17 protein-coding genes, 1 tRNA gene and 1 other annotated feature are annotated in these 19192 nt (G+C 38.2%); of the genes, 16 read left to right on the forward strand and 2 right to left on the reverse strand.

The window, feature by feature from the left end:
- The first annotated feature begins 41 nt into the window (after positions 1 to 41).
- The 3 genes from LQZ75_RS03170 to obgE all read left to right on the forward strand — a co-directional run bounded on the left by LQZ75_RS03170 (position 42) and on the right by obgE (position 3283).
- On the forward strand, positions 42 to 395 hold the full coding sequence (locus tag LQZ75_RS03170) for a MerR family transcriptional regulator (RefSeq protein ID WP_230096407.1): 354 nt from the start codon (positions 42 to 44) through the stop codon (positions 393 to 395).
- A gap of 2 nt (positions 396 to 397) precedes the next feature.
- The gene (gene glnA, locus LQZ75_RS03175) at positions 398 to 1744 is read left to right on the forward strand and encodes a type I glutamate--ammonia ligase (protein WP_230096408.1); all 1347 of its coding nucleotides are present in this window, start codon (positions 398 to 400) and stop codon (positions 1742 to 1744) included.
- Between the two features lie 225 nt (positions 1745 to 1969).
- Positions 1970 to 3283 carry a GTPase ObgE gene (gene obgE / locus LQZ75_RS03180; RefSeq protein ID WP_230096409.1) on the forward strand — a complete coding sequence of 438 codons (1314 nt, stop codon included), beginning with the start codon at positions 1970 to 1972 and terminating at the stop codon, positions 3281 to 3283.
- 97 nt (positions 3284 to 3380) lie between these two features.
- On the opposite strand, the gene LQZ75_RS03185 is transcribed toward obgE, so the two are convergent.
- Positions 3381 to 3716, reverse strand: coding sequence for a DUF1516 family protein (locus LQZ75_RS03185; protein WP_230096410.1), 336 nt, complete (start codon positions 3714 to 3716; stop codon positions 3381 to 3383).
- Between the two features lie 131 nt (positions 3717 to 3847).
- On the opposite strand from LQZ75_RS03185, the gene LQZ75_RS03190 reads away from it, so the two are divergent.
- From LQZ75_RS03190 to LQZ75_RS03215, 6 genes are all read left to right on the forward strand, one after another.
- Complete coding sequence (locus tag LQZ75_RS03190) at positions 3848 to 4135, forward strand: hypothetical protein (protein ID WP_230096411.1); 288 nt, start codon at positions 3848 to 3850, stop codon at positions 4133 to 4135.
- A gap of 61 nt (positions 4136 to 4196) precedes the next feature.
- Positions 4197 to 4267: transfer RNA gene (locus LQZ75_RS03195), tRNA-Gly, on the forward strand.
- 261 nt (positions 4268 to 4528) lie between these two features.
- The gene (argS, locus tag LQZ75_RS03200) at positions 4529 to 6220 is read left to right on the forward strand and encodes an arginine--tRNA ligase (protein WP_230096412.1); all 1692 of its coding nucleotides are present in this window, start codon (positions 4529 to 4531) and stop codon (positions 6218 to 6220) included.
- A 161-nt stretch (positions 6221 to 6381) separates the two neighbouring features.
- The gene (locus tag LQZ75_RS03205) at positions 6382 to 6843 is read left to right on the forward strand and encodes an arginine repressor (protein ID WP_230096413.1); all 462 of its coding nucleotides are present in this window, start codon (positions 6382 to 6384) and stop codon (positions 6841 to 6843) included.
- Between the two features lie 20 nt (positions 6844 to 6863).
- Entirely contained in the window at positions 6864 to 8954 is a 2091-nt protein-coding gene (locus LQZ75_RS03210) for a transglycosylase domain-containing protein (protein ID WP_230096414.1), read from the forward strand.
- A gap of 66 nt (positions 8955 to 9020) precedes the next feature.
- Entirely contained in the window at positions 9021 to 9362 is a 342-nt protein-coding gene (locus LQZ75_RS03215) for a YlbF family regulator (protein WP_230096415.1), read from the forward strand.
- 162 nt (positions 9363 to 9524) lie between these two features.
- Here LQZ75_RS03215 and LQZ75_RS03220 read toward each other — a convergent pair whose 3' ends face one another.
- On the reverse strand, positions 9525 to 10472 hold the full coding sequence (locus tag LQZ75_RS03220; RefSeq protein WP_230096416.1) for a C40 family peptidase: 948 nt from the start codon (positions 10470 to 10472) through the stop codon (positions 9525 to 9527).
- 272 nt (positions 10473 to 10744) lie between these two features.
- Between LQZ75_RS03220 and yidC the strand changes: the two genes are divergently transcribed.
- From yidC to pheT, 7 genes are all read left to right on the forward strand, one after another.
- On the forward strand, positions 10745 to 11692 hold the full coding sequence (gene yidC, locus LQZ75_RS03225; RefSeq protein ID WP_230096417.1) for a membrane protein insertase YidC: 948 nt from the start codon (positions 10745 to 10747) through the stop codon (positions 11690 to 11692).
- Positions 11693 to 11798: 106 nt separating this feature from the next.
- Positions 11799 to 12566 carry a TrmH family RNA methyltransferase gene (locus LQZ75_RS03230; RefSeq protein ID WP_230096418.1) on the forward strand — a complete coding sequence of 256 codons (768 nt, stop codon included), beginning with the start codon at positions 11799 to 11801 and terminating at the stop codon, positions 12564 to 12566.
- Positions 12567 to 12781: 215 nt separating this feature from the next.
- Positions 12782 to 14323, forward strand: a complete 1542-nt coding sequence (gene gntK / locus LQZ75_RS03235) for a gluconokinase (protein ID WP_230096419.1) — start codon at positions 12782 to 12784, stop codon at positions 14321 to 14323.
- A gap of 89 nt (positions 14324 to 14412) precedes the next feature.
- Positions 14413 to 14886 (forward strand): HD domain-containing protein, encoded by a 474-nt coding sequence (locus LQZ75_RS03240; RefSeq protein ID WP_230096572.1) that lies wholly within the window; start codon positions 14413 to 14415, stop codon positions 14884 to 14886.
- Between the two features lie 128 nt (positions 14887 to 15014).
- Positions 15015 to 15350 (forward strand): winged helix-turn-helix transcriptional regulator, encoded by a 336-nt coding sequence (locus LQZ75_RS03245; RefSeq protein ID WP_230096420.1) that lies wholly within the window; start codon positions 15015 to 15017, stop codon positions 15348 to 15350.
- Between the two features lie 93 nt (positions 15351 to 15443).
- Positions 15444 to 15661, forward strand: a binding site (T-box leader).
- Between the two features lie 55 nt (positions 15662 to 15716).
- Positions 15717 to 16748, forward strand: a complete 1032-nt coding sequence (pheS, locus tag LQZ75_RS03250; RefSeq protein ID WP_230096421.1) for a phenylalanine--tRNA ligase subunit alpha — start codon at positions 15717 to 15719, stop codon at positions 16746 to 16748.
- A gap of 14 nt (positions 16749 to 16762) precedes the next feature.
- Positions 16763 to 19186, forward strand: a complete 2424-nt coding sequence (gene pheT, locus LQZ75_RS03255; protein ID WP_230096422.1) for a phenylalanine--tRNA ligase subunit beta — start codon at positions 16763 to 16765, stop codon at positions 19184 to 19186.
- Positions 19187 to 19192 lie beyond the last annotated feature (6 nt).

Below are 19192 nucleotides of genomic sequence, written 5' to 3' on the forward strand. Positions count from 1 at the left end.
CTGTTAAAATGAACTTATCTTAATAAACGGAGATATAACGAATGGCTGAAAAAGAATTGCGACGCAATATGGCCGTGTTACCAATTGGGACGGTCCGTAAATTGACAGATTTAACTGACCGGCAAATTCGCTATTATGAAGCACAAGGATTGATAACACCAGCCCGGACGGCAAGCAATCAACGGATGTATTCGTTAAATGATATTGATCGTTTACTTGAGATAAAAGATTATTTGTTAGTTGGTGATTCAATTGCAAATATTAAAAGAATATATGCAAAACAAGCACAGCATGAGAGTGATAATATTAGCGCTCATCAGGCACGACAAGCATTGCAATCAGAATTTTTGAATTTAGTTGGTTTTAAAGTTAATCAGAATAGGAAGGGCCTCTAATAATGCCAAAGCACGACTACACTAAAGATGATATCCGTAACTTAATTAAATCAGAAAACGTTGAATTTTTACGTTTAACATTTACTGACATGTTTGGAATGATCAAAAACGTTGAAGTACCAGTATCACAACTTGAAAAAGTTTTGAGTAATAACATGATGTTTGATGGTTCTTCAATTGATGGATTTGTTCGCATCGAAGAATCAGATATGTACTTATATCCTGATTTATCAACGTTCATGATTTTCCCATGGGCAACTGATTCACATGGTGGTAAAGTTGCACGTATTATTGCTAGTGTTTACACAGCTAACCGCGAACCATTCATGGGCGATCCTCGTAATGTTTTAATTAAAAACATTGAAAACATGAAAGCGGCTGGTTTTGATGCCTTCAATATTGGACCAGAACCAGAATTTTTCTTGTTCAAACTTGATGCTGATGGTAAACCAACTACTCAATTAAACGATACGGGTTCATACTTTGATTTAGCACCGCTTGATTTAGGTGAAAACGTGCGTCGTGAAATTGTTTTAACTTTAGAACAAATGGGCTTTGAAGTTGAAGCGGCACACCACGAAGTTGCCCCTGGTCAACACGAAGTTGACTTTAAGTATGCTGATGCACTTGAAGCAGCAGATAACATTCAAACATTTAAATTGATTGTTAAGACAATTGCTCGTAAAAATAATTTATATGCAACATTCTTACCTAAGCCAGTATCAGGAATTAATGGTAGTGGGATGCACATTAACATGTCATTATTTGCTAACGGTCAAAACCAATTCTTTAATGAAACTGATGACATGCAACTTTCACCAATTGCTTATAACTTCCTTGGTGGAGTATTGGACCACGCGATTAACTTTGCCGCCTTTACTAACCCAACAGTTAACTCATACAAGCGCTTAGTACCTGGTTATGAAGCACCGGTATATGTTGCTTGGTCTGGTTCAAATCGTTCACCAATGGTTCGAGTTCCTGCAGCTCGCGGCCAATCAACACGTCTTGAATTACGTGCCGTTGACCCAACTGCAAACCCATACCTAGCCTTGTCAGCAATTTTGGCTTCAGGACTTAGTGGAATTCAAAAGCACGTTGAACCAATGGCATCTGTTGACCGTAACATCTACTTGATGGATGAAGCTGAACGTCAAAAGGCTGGTATCTTTGATTTACCAGATACATTGCTTGCAGCGGTTGCTAACCTTGAAACTGATGATGTGGTTAAAGAAGCAATCGGTTACGACTTGACACAACAATTTATTGATGCCAAGAAGATTGAATACCGTGCATATCGTCAGGAAGTTTCAAAGTGGGAAATCGATAACTACCTTGATATTTACTAAAATAATTAATAAAAATCAGCTCAAATATTTTTGGGCTGATTTTTTTGTATTAATCTTACAAAATAGCATAATAGAGGTAGTAAACTAAGGAATATTTGATAACTATTGCTTTGGCTACTTTACCCATTTACATTTAACTAGTATACTAAATAGTGGAATTTTGCGCGATATAGCTGTGGAAATATTATAAGATAACAATCAAAAATAGATTGGTGGAGGAAATAAATGGCATTTGTCGATCAAGTTAAGATAGAAGTTAAAGCCGGAAGCGGTGGTGATGGGATTGTCTCATTCCGTCGTGAAAAGTTTGTTGATATGGGTGGTCCTTTTGGTGGTGATGGTGGCCGTGGTGGTTCAATCATTTTAAAAGTTGATGAAGGATTACGGACTTTGATGGATTTTCGCTACAAGCGTCACTTTAAAGCTGAAAACGGGGCTAAGGGTGGTACTAAAGGAATGACTGGTCGTTCTTCTGAGAATTTGTATGTTAAGATTCCACAAGGGACAACTGTGACTGATGCGGAAACTGGTGAAGTATTAGCCGATTTAACAACTAACGGTGAAGAATTCGTAGTTGTGAAAGGTGGCCGTGGTGGGCGTGGTAACATGCGCTTTGCGACCCCTAATAATCCCGCACCGGAAATTGCCGAAAATGGTGAACCTGGTCAAGTGCGGACTATCAAACTCGAATTAAAAGTGTTGGCCGATGTTGGTTTGGTTGGTTTGCCATCTGTTGGTAAATCAACATTACTTTCAATTGTAACGTCTGCTAAGCCTAAAATTGCGGAATACCACTTTACAACGTTGGTACCAAACTTAGGAATGGTTCGTTTGGATGATGGTCGTGACTTTGTTATGGCTGACTTACCAGGATTGATTGAAGGGGCCTCACAAGGAGTCGGTTTAGGGATTCAATTCTTGCGGCACGTTGAACGGACGCGGGTTATTTTACACCTCATTGATATGAGTGGTATGAATGAAACTGATCCATATGAAAGCTTTGTGAAAATTAATGAAGAATTGAAGCAATATGATCCCGCCTTATTAGATCGGCCACAAATTATTGTGCCATCTAAAATGGATATGCCTGATTCAGCTGAAAACTTAGCTAAGTTTAAGGAAGAATTAGCAGCTGGTAATTACCTTGAACACGAACCTGAAATTATGCCAATTTCAGCTATTACACGGACTGGTTTAGAACCATTACTTAACCGTACGGCAGATCTTCTTGATGTCACACCTGAATTCCCAATGAAGGATATGATGATTGAAGACGATCCAACCATTGCACACTACGAATTTGAAGAGGATGATGAACCAGCCTTTACAATTTCAACTGGTGAATATGGTGAATGGGTATTGAGTGGTGAAAAGATTGAAAAACTCTTCCGTATGACTAATACGGCCCACGATGAAAGTGTCCTTCGTTTTGCTCGTCAATTGCGCTCAATGGGTGTTGATGATGCACTTCGGGCTGCTGGGGCTGAAAATGGAGATGAAGTTGCTATCTTGAACTTCCGCTTTGAATTTAGTGATTAAAATAAGCGTGCTTCCATAAGCACATAATAAAAGCCATGGAAAATAAGATTTTCCATGGCTTTTTTGTAGCAGTTAGGGTGCTTATGTTAAATTAAAGTTAGTGAAGCATAAAACCTAAAGTGATGACTAAAATGAATAAAATGGTCACAGGCAAGATTTGCCGAATCCCAATGGTGGCTTGGCCTTTATGGGCGCCTAATACTTCTATTGTACCGATTAAACCAAGAGCAACTAAAAGTTTACTAATAGTTAGGATTGGGTGCTCTGAAAATGTGAAAAATGCTAATCGAATCCCAGTTACTAATAAGAACAAATATAAAATGCGACTAATAACCATCAAGGAACCAAGTTGTTTATTAGTCCGTGCTAAAATAATCCCGATAACTAAAAATAATAAAACAATCGCTGAAATTAGATGAATTGAAACAATCATGTAGCGCCACCTTCCAAAGTTTATTAGCTTGATTATAGCATATTACATTTATTTTAACGGTTAAAAATTGTTGCTATTTTGTAGTGAGTTTGATAGTATATATCGGATAGTTATATACTCGGAGGCGTGAAATGGCAGTAGAAGAAATTATTAATGATTCAGGTTTTAACATTGGTGACTTTGTTGCGGCTAAGAAATTCGCCAACTTTGAACACGATTTTAAAGGTGTAGTTGAAAAAATTTACGAACACTCATTACTTGTGCTTGTAACTGAAAATGATCCTGAAGATCAAGCAACAGTTAATGAATACAATCACCGTGCAGTTGTTCGGATGAGTGAAACTAAAGTTTTAATTGCGGCTGAAGTACCTGAAAAGCCGGTAGATGAAGCAGAAACAACTGATACTTCTGCGGAATAAGCTTAAATTCTGGATTAGTTATTGCATATTTTAGGTAATAGGCTATAATTAATCTTGTATTGCGAAGTTAGTTTAGTGGTAAAACAATAGCTTCCCAAGCTGTGGTCGCGGGTCCGATTCCCGTACTTCGCTTTGTCAGATGATTCGTTATTGGTTAAAGGAAGATAGTTGATATTTTGTTTAGCAAGTTTGGGATGATGGAAGCCAAATCAAAATAACTATTAGGCGCGTTAACTAATTTTAAAATTACATATCTTTGAGTGGAATTTTAAATTCAATTAGAGTGGTACCACGGGTGAAGGCTCGTCTCTTGCAGTAATGCGAGTGACGGGCCTTTTTCGTATGAATCTGACCCAACTTTCATTATAATCAAAATAAAAAAGGGGATATAACATGGATAATAAATTACAAGTTGCCAATGCTTTAGCGACAGTTTTAAAAGACCAACTTAGTGTTACTGATATTCAAAATAAGATTGAAATGCCTAAAACTTCAGATTTGGGGGATTTAGCGTTTCCAACTTTTATGCTTGCCAAAGCATTGCGGAAGGCACCACAACAAATCGCTGCTGATATTGTTGCCGAAATTGACCAAACTGGCTTTGAAAAAGTTGTCGCAACAGGCCCATATGTTAACTTCTTCCTTGATAAGGAGTTAGTAGGTGCTAATATTTTACACGAGGTCCTTACTGAAGGGGCAGCCTATGGTAATAATACTGACGGTAACAAGCGGAATGTTCCGATTGATATGTCATCACCAAATATTGCTAAACCAATGTCAATGGGGCACCTACGCTCAACCGTTATTGGGAACGCATTAGCTAATATTCTTGTTAAAAACGGCTATAACCCTGTCAAAATTAATCACTTAGGTGACTGGGGTACCCAATTTGGTAAATTAATGGTTGCCTACAAAATGTGGGGTTCAGAAGCTGAAGTTAAAGCTGATCCAATCAATACATTGGTAGCATACTACGTTCGTTTCCACGAAGAAGCTAAAGCCAATCCAGAACTTGATGATCAAGGCCGAGCTTGGTTTAAGAAACTTGAAGATGGTGATGCTGAAGCTCAAAAACTTTGGAAATGGTTCCGTGATGAATCTTTACAAGAATTTTTGAACATCTATGACCAACTTGAAATTACATTTGATTCATTTAATGGTGAAGCTTTCTACAATGATAAGATGGATGAAATTGTTAACTTACTTGAAGACAAAGGTCTTCTCGTTGAATCTCAAGGTGCTCAAATCGTTGATCTTGAAAAATACAACTTACCAGTGGCAATGATTAAACGGACCGATGGGGCAACGCTTTACATGACACGTGATTTGGCAGCGGCAATGTACCGTAAGCGCGAATACGACTTTGATAAAAGTTTCTATGTCGTTGGTGGTGAACAACGTGAACACTTCCAACAATTAAAAGCAGTGCTTAAAGAAGCTGGCTTTGCATGGTCAGATGATATTGAACACATTCCATTTGGTTTGATTACAGTTGATGGTAAGAAGTTATCAACGCGTTCAGGTCGGATTATCTTATTGCAAGATGTATTGGACGATGCTGTTAAATTAGCGAATGAACAAATTAATGACAAGAACCCTGATTTAGCTAACAAAGAACAAGTTGCTAAAGAAGTTGGGGTTGGGGCAGTTATTTTCCATGATTTACAAAATGAACGGATGAATAGTTTTGATTTTAACCTAGCTGAAGTGGTCCGCTTTGAAGGTGATACCGGTCCATATGTACAATATTCAAACGCCCGTGCCAACTCAATTTTACGTAAGGCTGGTAATCCAGATCTTACAACCGCAGAATTAAGCTTAACAGATTCAGCAGCTTGGGATACCTTGAAGTTGTTGGGTGAATTCCCAGCGACTGTGCGCCGGGCTTTAAATGATCGTGAACCATCTGTAATTGCCAAATATGCATTGCACTTATCACGTGCATATAATAAATATTATGCAAATTCTAAAATTCTTGTAGAAGATAGTGAAAAAGATGCGCGTTTGGCATTAGTTCAAGCAGTATCAATTGTCTTAACTGAAAGTTTACGTTTGCTTGGTGTACATGCTCCAAAAGAAATGTAATAAAAAAATCGATCGTTAGATCGATTTTTTTATTTGCGTAAGTTGTACAATTACAAAGTTGTTTAAAATAATTATTTATTTACAGTGTTTTTTGATAGAATAGTCTCTAACAATGTATAATTGCTTTGTTTGACTTAATAAAGGGAGTAAGAGTAGGACGTATGATGAATAAAAAACAACGGTTAAAAATTATAAAAGAAGTACTCGAACAAGAAAATATTGCTAGTCAAAAAGGTTTGATAGCAGCATTACATCAACGTGGGATTGAAGTTAAGCAGTCCGCTATTTCAAGGGATTTAAAAACGTTGAATTATGTAAAGGCTACCGACCAACATGGTAATTTACGGTATCAAGTTGTTAACAACCTTGTAAATAATAAAGGCAATCAATTACACGAATTAATTAGCGAGGTGATGATAAGTATTACTCGTGTCCAGTTCATGAATGTGATTAAAACATTGCCAGCTAATGGGAACTTATTAGCCGCTTTAATTGATGACCAACAGTTACCGGATGTCTTGGCAACATTAGCCGGACATGATACGATTTATGTTACTAGTCCCGACGAAGCTGCAGCAGAACGTCTATATGCGCTCTTGGCCGGAGAAATAAATTATAAATAATAAGTTAAAACGGAGTTAAGATGAGAAAGACAAAAGGATGGATTTGGCTTAGCAAAGTTGGCCAAAAAATTGATGGAATATTTGGACCGTTTTGGCGCCGTTTTCAAATTAATCGTTGGGTAATTGTTATTATTCTAGGATTGATATTTGTAAGTAGCGCGTATTTAACATTTGAAGCCAAAACGGCTAATGTACGCGGCTTGAAAGCTGCTTTATCACAAACAACGATTGTGTATGATAAAGATAATGATAAGGCCGGCACATTATATTCCCAAAAGGGTACGTTTGTTAATTTAAACCAAATTTCACCAAATCTGCAAAATGCCGTATTATCAACTGAAGATCGTAATTTTTATCAAGAATATGGCTTTTCAGTTAAAGGAATTGGTCGGGCAGTATTATTAGCAGCAAAAAATAAAATTTTACGCCGTGACTATATTTCTGGTGGGGGTTCAACTATTACCCAGCAATTGGTCAAAAATGCCTTACTTTCACAAAAACAAACTCTCGATCGTAAAGCACGCGAAATTTTTCTTTCAGTTGAAGTTGAAAATATTTATACTAAACAAGAAATCTTGTCGATGTATTTAAATAATGCGTATTTTGGTCGTGGGATTTGGGGGGTTGAAGATGCCTCAGAACGTTACTTCGGAGTGCATGCTAGTCAATTGAGTGTGCCCCAAGCGGCTATGTTAGCAGCCATGTTACGTTCACCGGTTATTTATGATCCAATTGGCAATCCTAAAAATGCGATGTCCCGGCGTAATTTGGTTTTAGATTTAATGACGGATAATAAGAAGTTATCCGCTAGCGATGCTAAAATGTATCAGCGGCAACCAATTGAAATTGAAAATAACTATAAACGAGGGGCGACATATCAATATCCATGGTTCTTTGATGCAGTTATTGATGAAGCTGTTAATCGTTATGGTATCAGTGAAGCAGATATTATGAATCACGGTTATAAAATTTATACCACCCTTGGTCAACGAGTCCAAACAGCAATGCAGACACAATTTGATGCACAATATAATTATCCGACACAAAATGTGCAAGCTGCGTCAGTCGCCGTTGATCCAAAAACGGGGGGGGTATTAGCCGTTGTTGGAGGCCGTGGTGAACACGTTTTCCGTGGCTTTAATCGTGCAACGCAAATGAAACGCCAACCAGGTTCAACGATGAAACCACTAGCAGTATATGCACCAGCAGTTCAAAACGGATATACGTATGATTCTAAATTGAATGACCAAAAGAATTCGTATGGCTCAAATAATTACACGCCAACTAATGAAAATGGTCTGTATCAAGAAAGTATGCCAATGTATCAAGCACTTCAACAAAGTATTAATGTTCCAGCGGTGTGGTTATTACACAAGATTGGTATTGATACCGGTTTTGCGATGGCCCAAAAATTTGGGATGAATCTTAATGATAGTGATAAAAATCTATCATTAGCGCTTGGGGGTACACATTCCGGGGTATCACCATTACAACTAGCGCAAGCTTATGGCACATTTGCAAATAATGGGGTTATGCAACATACTTATTTGATTCGTAAAATTGTTGATGCATCCGGCAACGTTATTGTTGATAATTCTCATCCAAGTTCAACACGGGTAATTTCACCAAATACCGCTAATAAGATGACTAGTATGTTACAAGGTGTCTTCACATATGGGACGGGATCAACATCTAAGCCATATGGGTATGCGGTTGCTGGTAAAACGGGAACAACTGAAGATACTAAGAGTGGTAATGGTGGTTCTAATGATAAATGGGTCGTTGGTTATACGCCGGATATTGCAGTTGCTACTTGGGAAGGTTATGACAATAATAAAGCTGGTCAAAGTTTATCAGTTGATCCTTCACAAAATGTGGGGGTCCTCTTTAAAGCCGAGATGTCAGCGATGTTACCTTATACTAAAGGAACCAAATTTAGTGTTCCAGACGTTAATACATTGGTAGCTAAACAAGATGCTGATGATGACTCAACAGGTGGGTTTATCAGTGACTTTACGAACAATGCTAAGAAAACGGTTGAACAAGGTGTCGATAAAGTCAAAGATCAAGCTAAAGATGTATGGAATAAGGTTAGCGGATTATTCAAATAAATTAGTAGAATCTAGCGTGTAAGACGTGTTATCATTAAAGTATAATTTTAGAAAAAGGGTGATAATATGACTAATATCTATGATACAGCCAACCAATTGGAACGCGATTTGCGGACTACGGAACAATACCAAACACTTGAAAAGACTTTTACAGCGATGAAAGCTGATGAAGTGTCATACACAGTATTTAAGGAATTCCAAAGTGCTCAACTTGAAATTCAACGGATGATGAGTCAAGGTGAAACACCTGACGAAACTAAAATGCAAGAATGGCAAGGAATTGCAGCCAAGTTAGAAGAATATCCATTAGTTAAGGACTTGATGACTCAAGAACAAGCAATGGATACATTGATGCGTGAAATCAATGAAATTGTAACAAAGCCAATGGCCGATCTTTACAAACAATAGTAAATATAGGTAACTGTAAAAGTAACCAAGTAGTTTAAAAGCTAAAAAAGCCACCTTGAAAATTAACTTTTCGGGGTGGCTTTTTGTATACGTCCTTAATACACGACAAAAAACGGTTGAAGTTTAACTTCAACCGTTTTTATTAACGTTATTTAGATATTATTAGATACGACCAGCAAAGCTAGCAGGTGCAGCCATACCACCGTAAACAACACCACTTTGTGGGTTCAAGGCGTTTACGTAGTTACCGTTACCAAGTGAGATAGCAACGTGGTAAACATCACCACTACCGTTAGTCCAGAATAATAAGTCTCCGGCTTGGGCTTGTGAAGTAGGGATGCGAGTAGTTGCCGCAGCTTGAGCACCAGATTGGTGTGGTAATGAGATACCAACGCTTTGGAACGCAGCCACAACAAGACCAGAACAGTCAAATTGGTGGGCACGGACGTTAGCAGCACCCCAAATGTATGATGAGTTACCAACGAATTGACGTGCATATTGAGCAGCTTGAGCAGCAGAACCTGAAACAGGTGTTGAAGCTGGTTGAGCAGGTGTTACGTTAGCAGCAGCTTGAGCAGCAGCTGAATTGTTAGGGCGTGCTGTTGCACCAGCTACTGGTGGCACTTGTTGTTGAGCAGGCGCTTGTTGAGCAGGTGCTTGTTGAGCAGGTGCTTGTTGTTGAGCAGGTGCTTGTTGTTGAGCAGGTGCTTCTTTGAGAACAAGTGTTTGACCAACAGCTAAGATATTAGGGTTGCTTAAGTTATTAGCATTTGCAAGACCACTAACAGTTAAATCGTATTGTTGGGCAATAGTAGAAAGCGTGTCACCAGCCTTAACAGTAACAGAAGTTGGTACAGTTGCTGTTTTAGCAGGTGCAGTCGTAGTACCATTGATGTTGATTTGTTGACCAACGTAGATCAAGTTAGGGTTAGCAATTTTGTTGGCAGCTACTAATTCAGCAACAGTAGTGTTGTTTGCTTTAGCAATACCTGAAAGTGTGTCACCACTTTTAACAGTTTGAGCGTCGGCGTTTGCAATGCTAGCAACACCACCTAAGGTAAGCAATGTGGTTAACGAACCGATAATTGAGGATTTTACTGATTTTTTCATATTTAAGATAGTCTCCTTGAAATTTATGATGCGGATAAATTTCTGTTTTTTTATGGTAGGTTTGCATCTGAAAGTAAATATACTCTTTGAATGTTACTAATAAACGATTATAAGGTTATTATTTTATGACATATATTTCACAAATGTTTCATTTTGAAAAATAATCAAAATATGTTACTATCTATAGACTATAGCATTGTTATTTAGCCCACAATTATGTAGAATAATATGGAGTGAATTTTTAAAGAACGCAGTAAAAGGAAGAAATATTAATGAAAAAAAAGCAAAAGCTGGGTATGATCGCAATTATCGCGATGATGCTAGTATTTCTAAGCGGATGTGTCCGAGTTAAAAATGTTAATCATGAAGAAATTCCTTACGGATTTATTTGGAATTATCTTGGTCACCCCCTTGAACAATTAATGAACATGATTGCTGGCTTCTTTGGTGGTGTTCATGCACCGAATGCTGTTGGATTTGCAATTATGATTCTTACAATAATTGTGCGTTTAGTATTGTTACCGATGATGGTTTCTCAGCAACATAAGACAACTATCCAACAAGAAAAAATGGGGATGCTACGGCCCCAACTTGAAAAGTTACAAGATTTGGCTAAAAATGCAACAACCCCTGAACAACGGACAGCGGCTTCAGCAGCTACGATGCAAGTTTATCGTGAAAATAATGTTTCATTGACCGGTGGAATTGGTTGTTTACCATTGATTATTCAATTACCAATTTTTTCTGGATTGTATGCCGCTATTCGGTACTCACCATCATTATCAGATTCATCATTCTTTGGGATTGCGTTAAAGCACTCAAGCCCAATTTTGGCTATTTTAGCCTTTGTTGTTTATTTGGCCCAAGGTTATTTGATGATGTTAGGTGTTCCTGAAGATCAAAAGAAGATGATGCGGACAACAATGTTGCTTAGTCCCGTGATGATTCTAGTCTTTTCATGGACAACAAGTGCGGGACTAGGATTGTACTTCTTTATTGGTGGACTATTTGCGATTATCCAAACCTTAATTATCAATATTTTACGTCCACGTATTAAAACACACGTGGCTGAAAACTTTGAAGTTAAGAATGTCGCCGATGACATCATTAAAGATATTCAAAGCCAAGCATCAACAACTACCACGAATACGGTACCCAAAAATGATACACCTACAAATGATAATGCTAAGCGAAATGCAGGCAAACAAAATCATAAGTAGCAGTTCAATAGAAATTTAGAAATTCGCTAGATTCCTGTGAATCTAACGAATTTTTTATTGTTAGAATATGTTAAACTAGCACTAACGAAAAGGACGGATATAAATAATGGAAAAAATCACAAGTAAACAAAATGCACGTGTTAAGGCATGGGCTAAATTAGCAACTAAAAAAGGGCGTGAAGCCAGTGGCACATACTTATTAGATGGCTGGCACTTAGTACAAGAAGCGTTGAACCACAAAGCAAAATTACATGCAATTATTGTAACTGACGAATTACTTGCTGAACATGAAGAAGACTTTCCTCTAGGTGTTCCAGTTTTTGTAGTACCAACTGATATTGCAAAATTGATTGGTGATACGGTAACGCCTCAAGGTATCTTTGCTGAAGTAACATTACCAGAAAAGACTTTTGATCCAAGTTACGTGCACGATGGTGCATGGTTGTTACTCGATGCAATTCAAGATCCAGGTAACATTGGTACAATGGTACGGACAGCTGATGCAGCTGGATTCCGTGGGGTTGTGCTTGGTGATGGTTCAGCAGATGTCTTTGGACCAAAGGTTGTCCGTGCAATGCAAGGAAGTCAATTCCACTTAGAAGTTTTAAAAGGTGACTTAACGACTTGGACCGATGCATTACAAGCAAACAATATTCCAGTTTATGGTTCTGAATTAAATCCAGAAGCTAAAAACTATCGTGAAATTGATCCAACCCTTGATTTTGCCTTAATTATGGGTAATGAAGGTCAAGGAATGGATGCTGAATTAGCAAGCAAAACGACTGCTAACTTGTATATTCCAATTACTGGTGATGCTGAATCACTTAATGTTGGGGTGGCAGCTGGGGTCTTAATGTTTGCGTTGAAACTTTAATTTTAAGTATATTGAAACCTGAATGAATTTTAAATTCATTCAGGTTTCTTTTGTTATTTTAAGGGTTTGCGGATGACTTACTTTGATATTTTGGTAAATGAACGATCTCGGCTAGGTCTTTTGGTTAACATATAGTACCATTAGATATGAGAGATACTAAGAGAATTAATAAAAATTAGATTTAATAAAATTTATTTTGAATTGAGGTAGGTAACATGGAATTTATTATTGGGGTAGACTTAGGAACTACATCAACCAAGGTCGTTTTGTTTGATTTAGATGGGCAGGTACACGGGTACGCCAATAAATTGTATCCATTGTATCAAGAACTACCCGATATGGCCGAAGAGGATCCGGAAGAAATTTTTCAAGCGGTCCTTGAAGGAATTCGTGAAGTTATCCAAAAAACTAATTTCCAGACTGATAGCATTCGAGCAGTTTCATTTTCAAGTGCGATGCATAGTTTAATTGCATTGGATGAAAATTATCAACCGCTAACACGTGTTTTGACATGGGCTGATAACCGGGCGGAACAATATGCAAGTGATTTGAAAGCCAGTGGTATTGGGCAAGAAATATATGCTAAGACAGGCACACCAATTCACCCAATGGCCCCATTAGCGAAATTATTATGGCTTAAAGCTGAAAAAACAGCTATTTATCAAAAAGCTGCGCATTATATGGGAATTAAAGAATACGTTTTTTATCGTTTATTAGGGGTTAATAAAGTAGATTATTCAATTGCTAATGCGATGGGGATTTTTAATATATTCAATATGGATTGGGATGAACAAGCCTTAGAATTAACAGGCATAACCCCGGCTCAATTACCCGAATTAGTTGCACCAACGGACTATGTATGTGGTTTGAAACCAGAATTAGCCCAATTTATGAACTTGCCAATCGATGTACCATTTGTCTTTGGGGCATCGGATGGAACCTTATCAAATTTAGGGGTTAATGCTATTAAGCCAGGGGTTGTTGCAGTGACAATCGGTACATCTGGTGCGGTTCGTGTTGTGACAGATAAACCAGTTATTGATCCGAAAGGTCGCACATTCACATATTACTTAGATAAGGATATGTGGGTTGTTGGCGGACCGGTTAATAATGGAGGGGTTGTCTTTCGATGGGCCCGAGATAATATGTTTGATGCTGAAAAAAGCACGGCTAAATTATTAGGTTTGGATGCGTATGACTTATTAACCGATATTGCTGCAAAAGTACCAGCCGGGGCTGATGGATTAATTTTTCACCCATATCTTGGCGGGGAGCGGGCACCGATTTGGGATGCTAACGCACGGGGATCGTTCTTTGGTTTGACCCAAAAACATACTCGGGCGCATATGTTGCGTGCTGTCCTAGAAGGGATTGTTTATAATTTGTATTCTGTAACTTTGGCGTTAGAAGAAGTTGTTGGTAAGACAACTGCTATTCAGGCCACTGGTGGGTTTGCACGCTCTGCTTTATGGCGCCAAATGTTAGCAGATGTCTACGAACAACCGGTTACTATTCCAGATTCATTTGAATCATCTGCTTTAGGAGCTGCGGTAGTGGCAATGAAGGCCCTTGGAATTATTAATTCATATGACATTATGGATAAAGTAATTGGGGCGACGAAAACCTATCAACCAGAACCAGCTAATTATGCGGCATATCGGGATTTGATGCCGATTTATATTCGCCTTGATCGTCAGTTGAAATCTGAATATGAGGCAATTGCTGACTATCAACGTAAACATGTTAACGCAAAATAAACACAAGTGTTGGCTTTAGCAAATAGATATTGTATCATTGCCTCAGTGGGAAACTCCACATGCGAAGGTGAGGTACAAATTTGAAAAAAATGAATTGGCAAGAAGATCAAGAATACAATCTGTATGTGGCTGATTTATTAGTTCGGCCGGAAGTTTTACGGTTGCAAAATTATGTGCAACACCACCATTCTGATCGGTTAACACACTCGATTTCAGTCTCATATCAAAGTTATCGTTGGGCAAAAAAATTAAATCTCGATGCTAAAGCGGTTGCTCGTGCAGGCCTATTACATGATATGTTTTATTATGATTGGCGCGAAACTAAATTTGAGTTGGGAACGCATGCTTACATCCATCCACGTGTTTCATTACGCAATGCGGAAAAGTTAACACCGTTGAGTCCGATGGAAAAAGATATTATTTTAAAGCATATGTTTGGGGCAACACTTGAGCTACCACAATATCGAGAAAGTTTCTTAGTTGATATGGTAGATAATGTGGCGGCGGTGCAAGAATACTTTGCGCCAAAATGGCAAGCGGTTAAAGCGCGCTTTAACTCATAACTAATATTGTAATAAAATAAACGTTTTAAAATTTTAGCAATGTAAATTTTTTTCATGCGTGCTATAATCATAGTTGACTAAAAGTAAGTAACTTGCTTGAAGGTATATTATGATAGAAAGTTGTAGGTATGAATGAGATGGAAACTAAAGAAGATACTAAACTTTGTCCTAAGTTCATGAAAACTTTCGAAATTCTAGGTCGTAAATGGAATGGGCTCATTATTGAAGTGCTTTTGAATAATGGTCCATCACGTTTTAAAGATTTGACAGGAGCAGTTTGTACATGCTCAGATCGAGTTTTGGTAGAGCGATTGAAAGAATTAGAAGAAGGTTTAGTTGAACGCCGGACATACGTGGATTCAGCATTAATTGAATATGCATTAACGGAGCGTGGTGAAGCGATGCGTCCTTTAATGGATGAAATTCACGAATGGGCTGATGAAACATACGGTGCAAAAGCTTAGTTAAAGACCGACGATTTTAGTCGGTCTTTTTTAGTGCTTGAAAAAATTAAGCTGAAGGCCCTTTCAAGATGTGTTATACTTATCGACGTATATATATTAGCGTTGAAAAGAAATAGTAAAATTAATTATTAATGCAGGGAGTTGTTAGCATGACTGAAACTAACAATATTAACATGATTAATTTGAATTCACTCTTGGAGCAACAATTGGAACGAATCGTTCGGTAACAATTGTCGGATGTCACCCGTTACGTGGTAAATGAGTAGTCATATGACTAAAAATGGGTGGTACCACGGTGAAGCGTCCCTGTGTAATTTTTTACACAGGGACTTTTTTTGTCGCTATAACAATTAAAAGGAGCCTTATATGTCACTTCAAGATCGTTTAAATGAACTAAAAGCAAATGTATTAACACAAATTAAAGATACCAAGCACTTGGATTTACTTAATGAAATTCGCGTTAACACGTTAGGTAAGAAAGGACCAATTACTGAAGTCCTTCGGGGAATGAAAGATCTTTCAGCTGAAGAACGACCAGTGATTGGTGCGTTTGCCAATGAAATTCGTGATCTATTAAAAAATGCGTTGGAAGAAAAGAAAGCTGAATTAGAAGAACTTGCATTAAATGCGCAACTTGCAGCTGAAAAGATTGATGTTAGCTTACCAGGAGCTGATTTTGAACCTGGTCATGCGCATGTTATTCAACAAATTATTGAACAACTTGAAGATCAATTCTTAGGTATGGGTTACCAAATTGCTGAAGGACCCGAAGTCGAAGAAGATAAATATAATTTTGAGATGATGAATTTACCTAAAGATCACCCGGCGCGTGATATGCAAGATACATTCTACATTACTCCAGAAATTTTAATGCGAACGCAAACATCTCCCGTTCAAGCACGGACGATGGAACAGCATGACTTTTCACAAGGGGCCTTGAAGATGATTTCACCAGGGCGTGTATATCGGCGTGATACTGATGACGCAACCCACTCACACCAATTCCACCAAGTTGAAGGGCTAGTAATTGATAAGCACATTACGATGGCTGACTTGAAAGGAACTTTGCTTAAAGTCGCCCAAGAGTTATTTGGTGAAAAGCACCAAATTCGGTTACGTCCTTCATACTTCCCATTTACAGAACCTTCTGTTGAAGTTGATGTGTCATGGAATGACGTTGATGAAAATACAAAACCAGAAGATATTGAATGGATTGAAGTATTAGGAGCCGGCATGGTTCATCCTAATGTCTTGAAAATGGCTGGGGTAGACCCAGAAGTATATGGTGGTTTTGCCTTTGGGCTTGGACCTGATCGTTTTGCAATGTTGAAATATGGCGTTGATGATATCCGTAATTTCTATTTAAATGATGTACGGTTCTTATCACAATTTAAATAAAAGGAGTCAAACAAGTGAAAGTATCTCTTAATTGGTTAAAAGAATATTTAGAAATTACTGGTGATCCAAATGTGTTAGCAGAACGGATTGCCCGAACTTCTGTTGAAGTTGAAGGTGTTACTCAACCAGGTGCTGGTATGAGTGGCGTTGTGGTTGCCAAAGTATTATCAGTTGAACCACACCCTGATTCAGATCACATGGTAATTACCCAAATTGATGCGGGTGAAGATGAACCAATCCAAATCGTAACTGGTGCACCTAATGTTGCTACCGGTCAGTTAGTTATTTTGGCTAAACATAATTCACGCATCGCAGGTGGTAAAAAGATTAAAAAAGGTAAGTTACGTGGGGTAGCCTCAAACGGGATGTTGTGTGCCCTCCAAGAACTTGGCTTTGATGAAAAAGTATCACCAAAAGACTTTGAAGACGGTATTTGGGTCTTCAATGAAGCGGATGGAGTTAAACCTGGAGATGATGCCCTTGAAGTATTAGGAATGGATGATTTCATTTTTGAAATGGGGATTACACCAAACCGTGCGGATATGCTATCAATGAATGGAACGGCATGGGAAGTTGGGGCGATGTTAGATCAAACGCCTAAATTACCAACGGTTGAGGTTGTTGAAAATGGTTCAAAAGCTGCGAGTGAATTAATTAGTGCTACCGCTGATGCTACTTTAGCGCCTAAGTATAAAGTACGGGTGATTGAAAATGTCACGGTCCAAGATTCACCATTATGGTTACAACGGAAATTGTGGAATGTTGGTATGCGGCCAATTAATAACATTGTTGATATTACTAACTATGTTTTGATGACATTTGGGCAACCCATGCATGCGTTTGACTATGATAAGTTAACGACTAAACAATTACATGTTCGTTTGGCTACTGAAGGTGAAACGTTAGTAACGCTTGATGGTGAAAAGCGTGATTTACGTGCGAACCAAGATATCGTAATTACTGATGGTGATACGCCAATAATGTTAGCTGGTGTCATGGGTGGTCAATCTACCGAAATAGATACTACTTCAACAACTGTAGTACTTGAAACTGCTAATTTTGAACCCCGCAATATTCGTTCATCTGCTCGCCGTCATGACCTACATTCAGAAGCATCACAACGTTTCGAACGGGGGATTGACTGGAATGCAACTGAACAAGCGCTTGATTTTGCAGCCCAATTAATTGCCGAACTTGGTAATGGTCAAGTGCAACCAGGTATAGTAGTGGCCACTGATACTGCTAAGGAAAAAGTTGAAGTTAGTGTCACATTAGCCCGTATTAACCACGTCTTGGGATTAGAATTAAGCGTAGCCGATATTACTGCAATTTTTGCTAAGCTTCAATTCCCAACGCAAGTTACAGATGAAACCTTTACAGTGACAATTCCAAGTCGTCGTTGGGACATTAGTATTCCAGCTGATTTAATTGAAGAAGTTGCGCGGATGTATGGTTATGATAATATTCCAGCAACGTTACCAGTTACGACAGCTACAGTTGGTAAGTTAACTTATAAACAACAAGTTATTCGTAAGTCACGTCATTTCCTTGAAAGTCTTGGCTTAAACCAAGCAATTTCATATGGTTTAACTACTGATGAAAAAGCCCAAATGTTTAGCCTTGATACAACAGCGGCAATCACAAAATTAGATTACCCAATGACGCAAGAACGTACAGCAACTCGGATGAGTTTGGTAACGGGCTTACTTGATGATGTTGCTTATAACGTTGCTCGTAAACAACAAGATGTTGCGTTATATGAACAAGGACGGGTATTCTACCGTTTTGGGGATGCTGTACGACCAACTGAAGTTGAACACATTGCTGGTGCAATCGCTGGTAAATTTGGTCATGATACTTGGCAAGGCAAAGCAAAAGAAGTTGATTTCTACACGGTGAAAGGTTTAGTAGACGCATACTTAAACCAATTTGATTTTGTAGCACCAATTTCATACCAAGCCAGTGCCGAATTTAAAGAAATGCACCCTGGTCGGACTGCTGCGATTTACGTTGGTGAACAAATGGTCGGATTTGTTGGTCAAGTCCACCCAACAGTTGCTAAAGCATTCAAGATTAAAGCCACATTTGTCTTTGAACTTGATTTACAATTATTACTTGATTTAGCTAAAAATGATCGTGGCTATGCACCAATTTCTAAGTTCCCAGGAATGAGTCGTGATATTGCAATCTTAGTTGATGAAAATGTTGCGTATGCTCAAATTATTAATGTAATTCATGAAAATGGGGGCCAACACTTGGTAAAAATTGAATTATTTGATGTTTACCAAGGAGATAATGTTGCCACAGGTAAAAAATCATTGGCATTTACATTGACATACCAAGATGTAAATAAGACACTAGTTGAAGAAGAAGTTAATACCGCATTTGCTAACGTCGTTACTGCGTTAGAGGAACAACTTGCGGCCGAAATTCGCTAGGGGAGA

The sequence above is a fragment of the Periweissella fabaria genome (genome assembly GCF_918814575.1).
Taxonomy (GTDB): Bacteria; Bacillota; Bacilli; order Lactobacillales; family Lactobacillaceae; genus Periweissella; species Periweissella fabaria.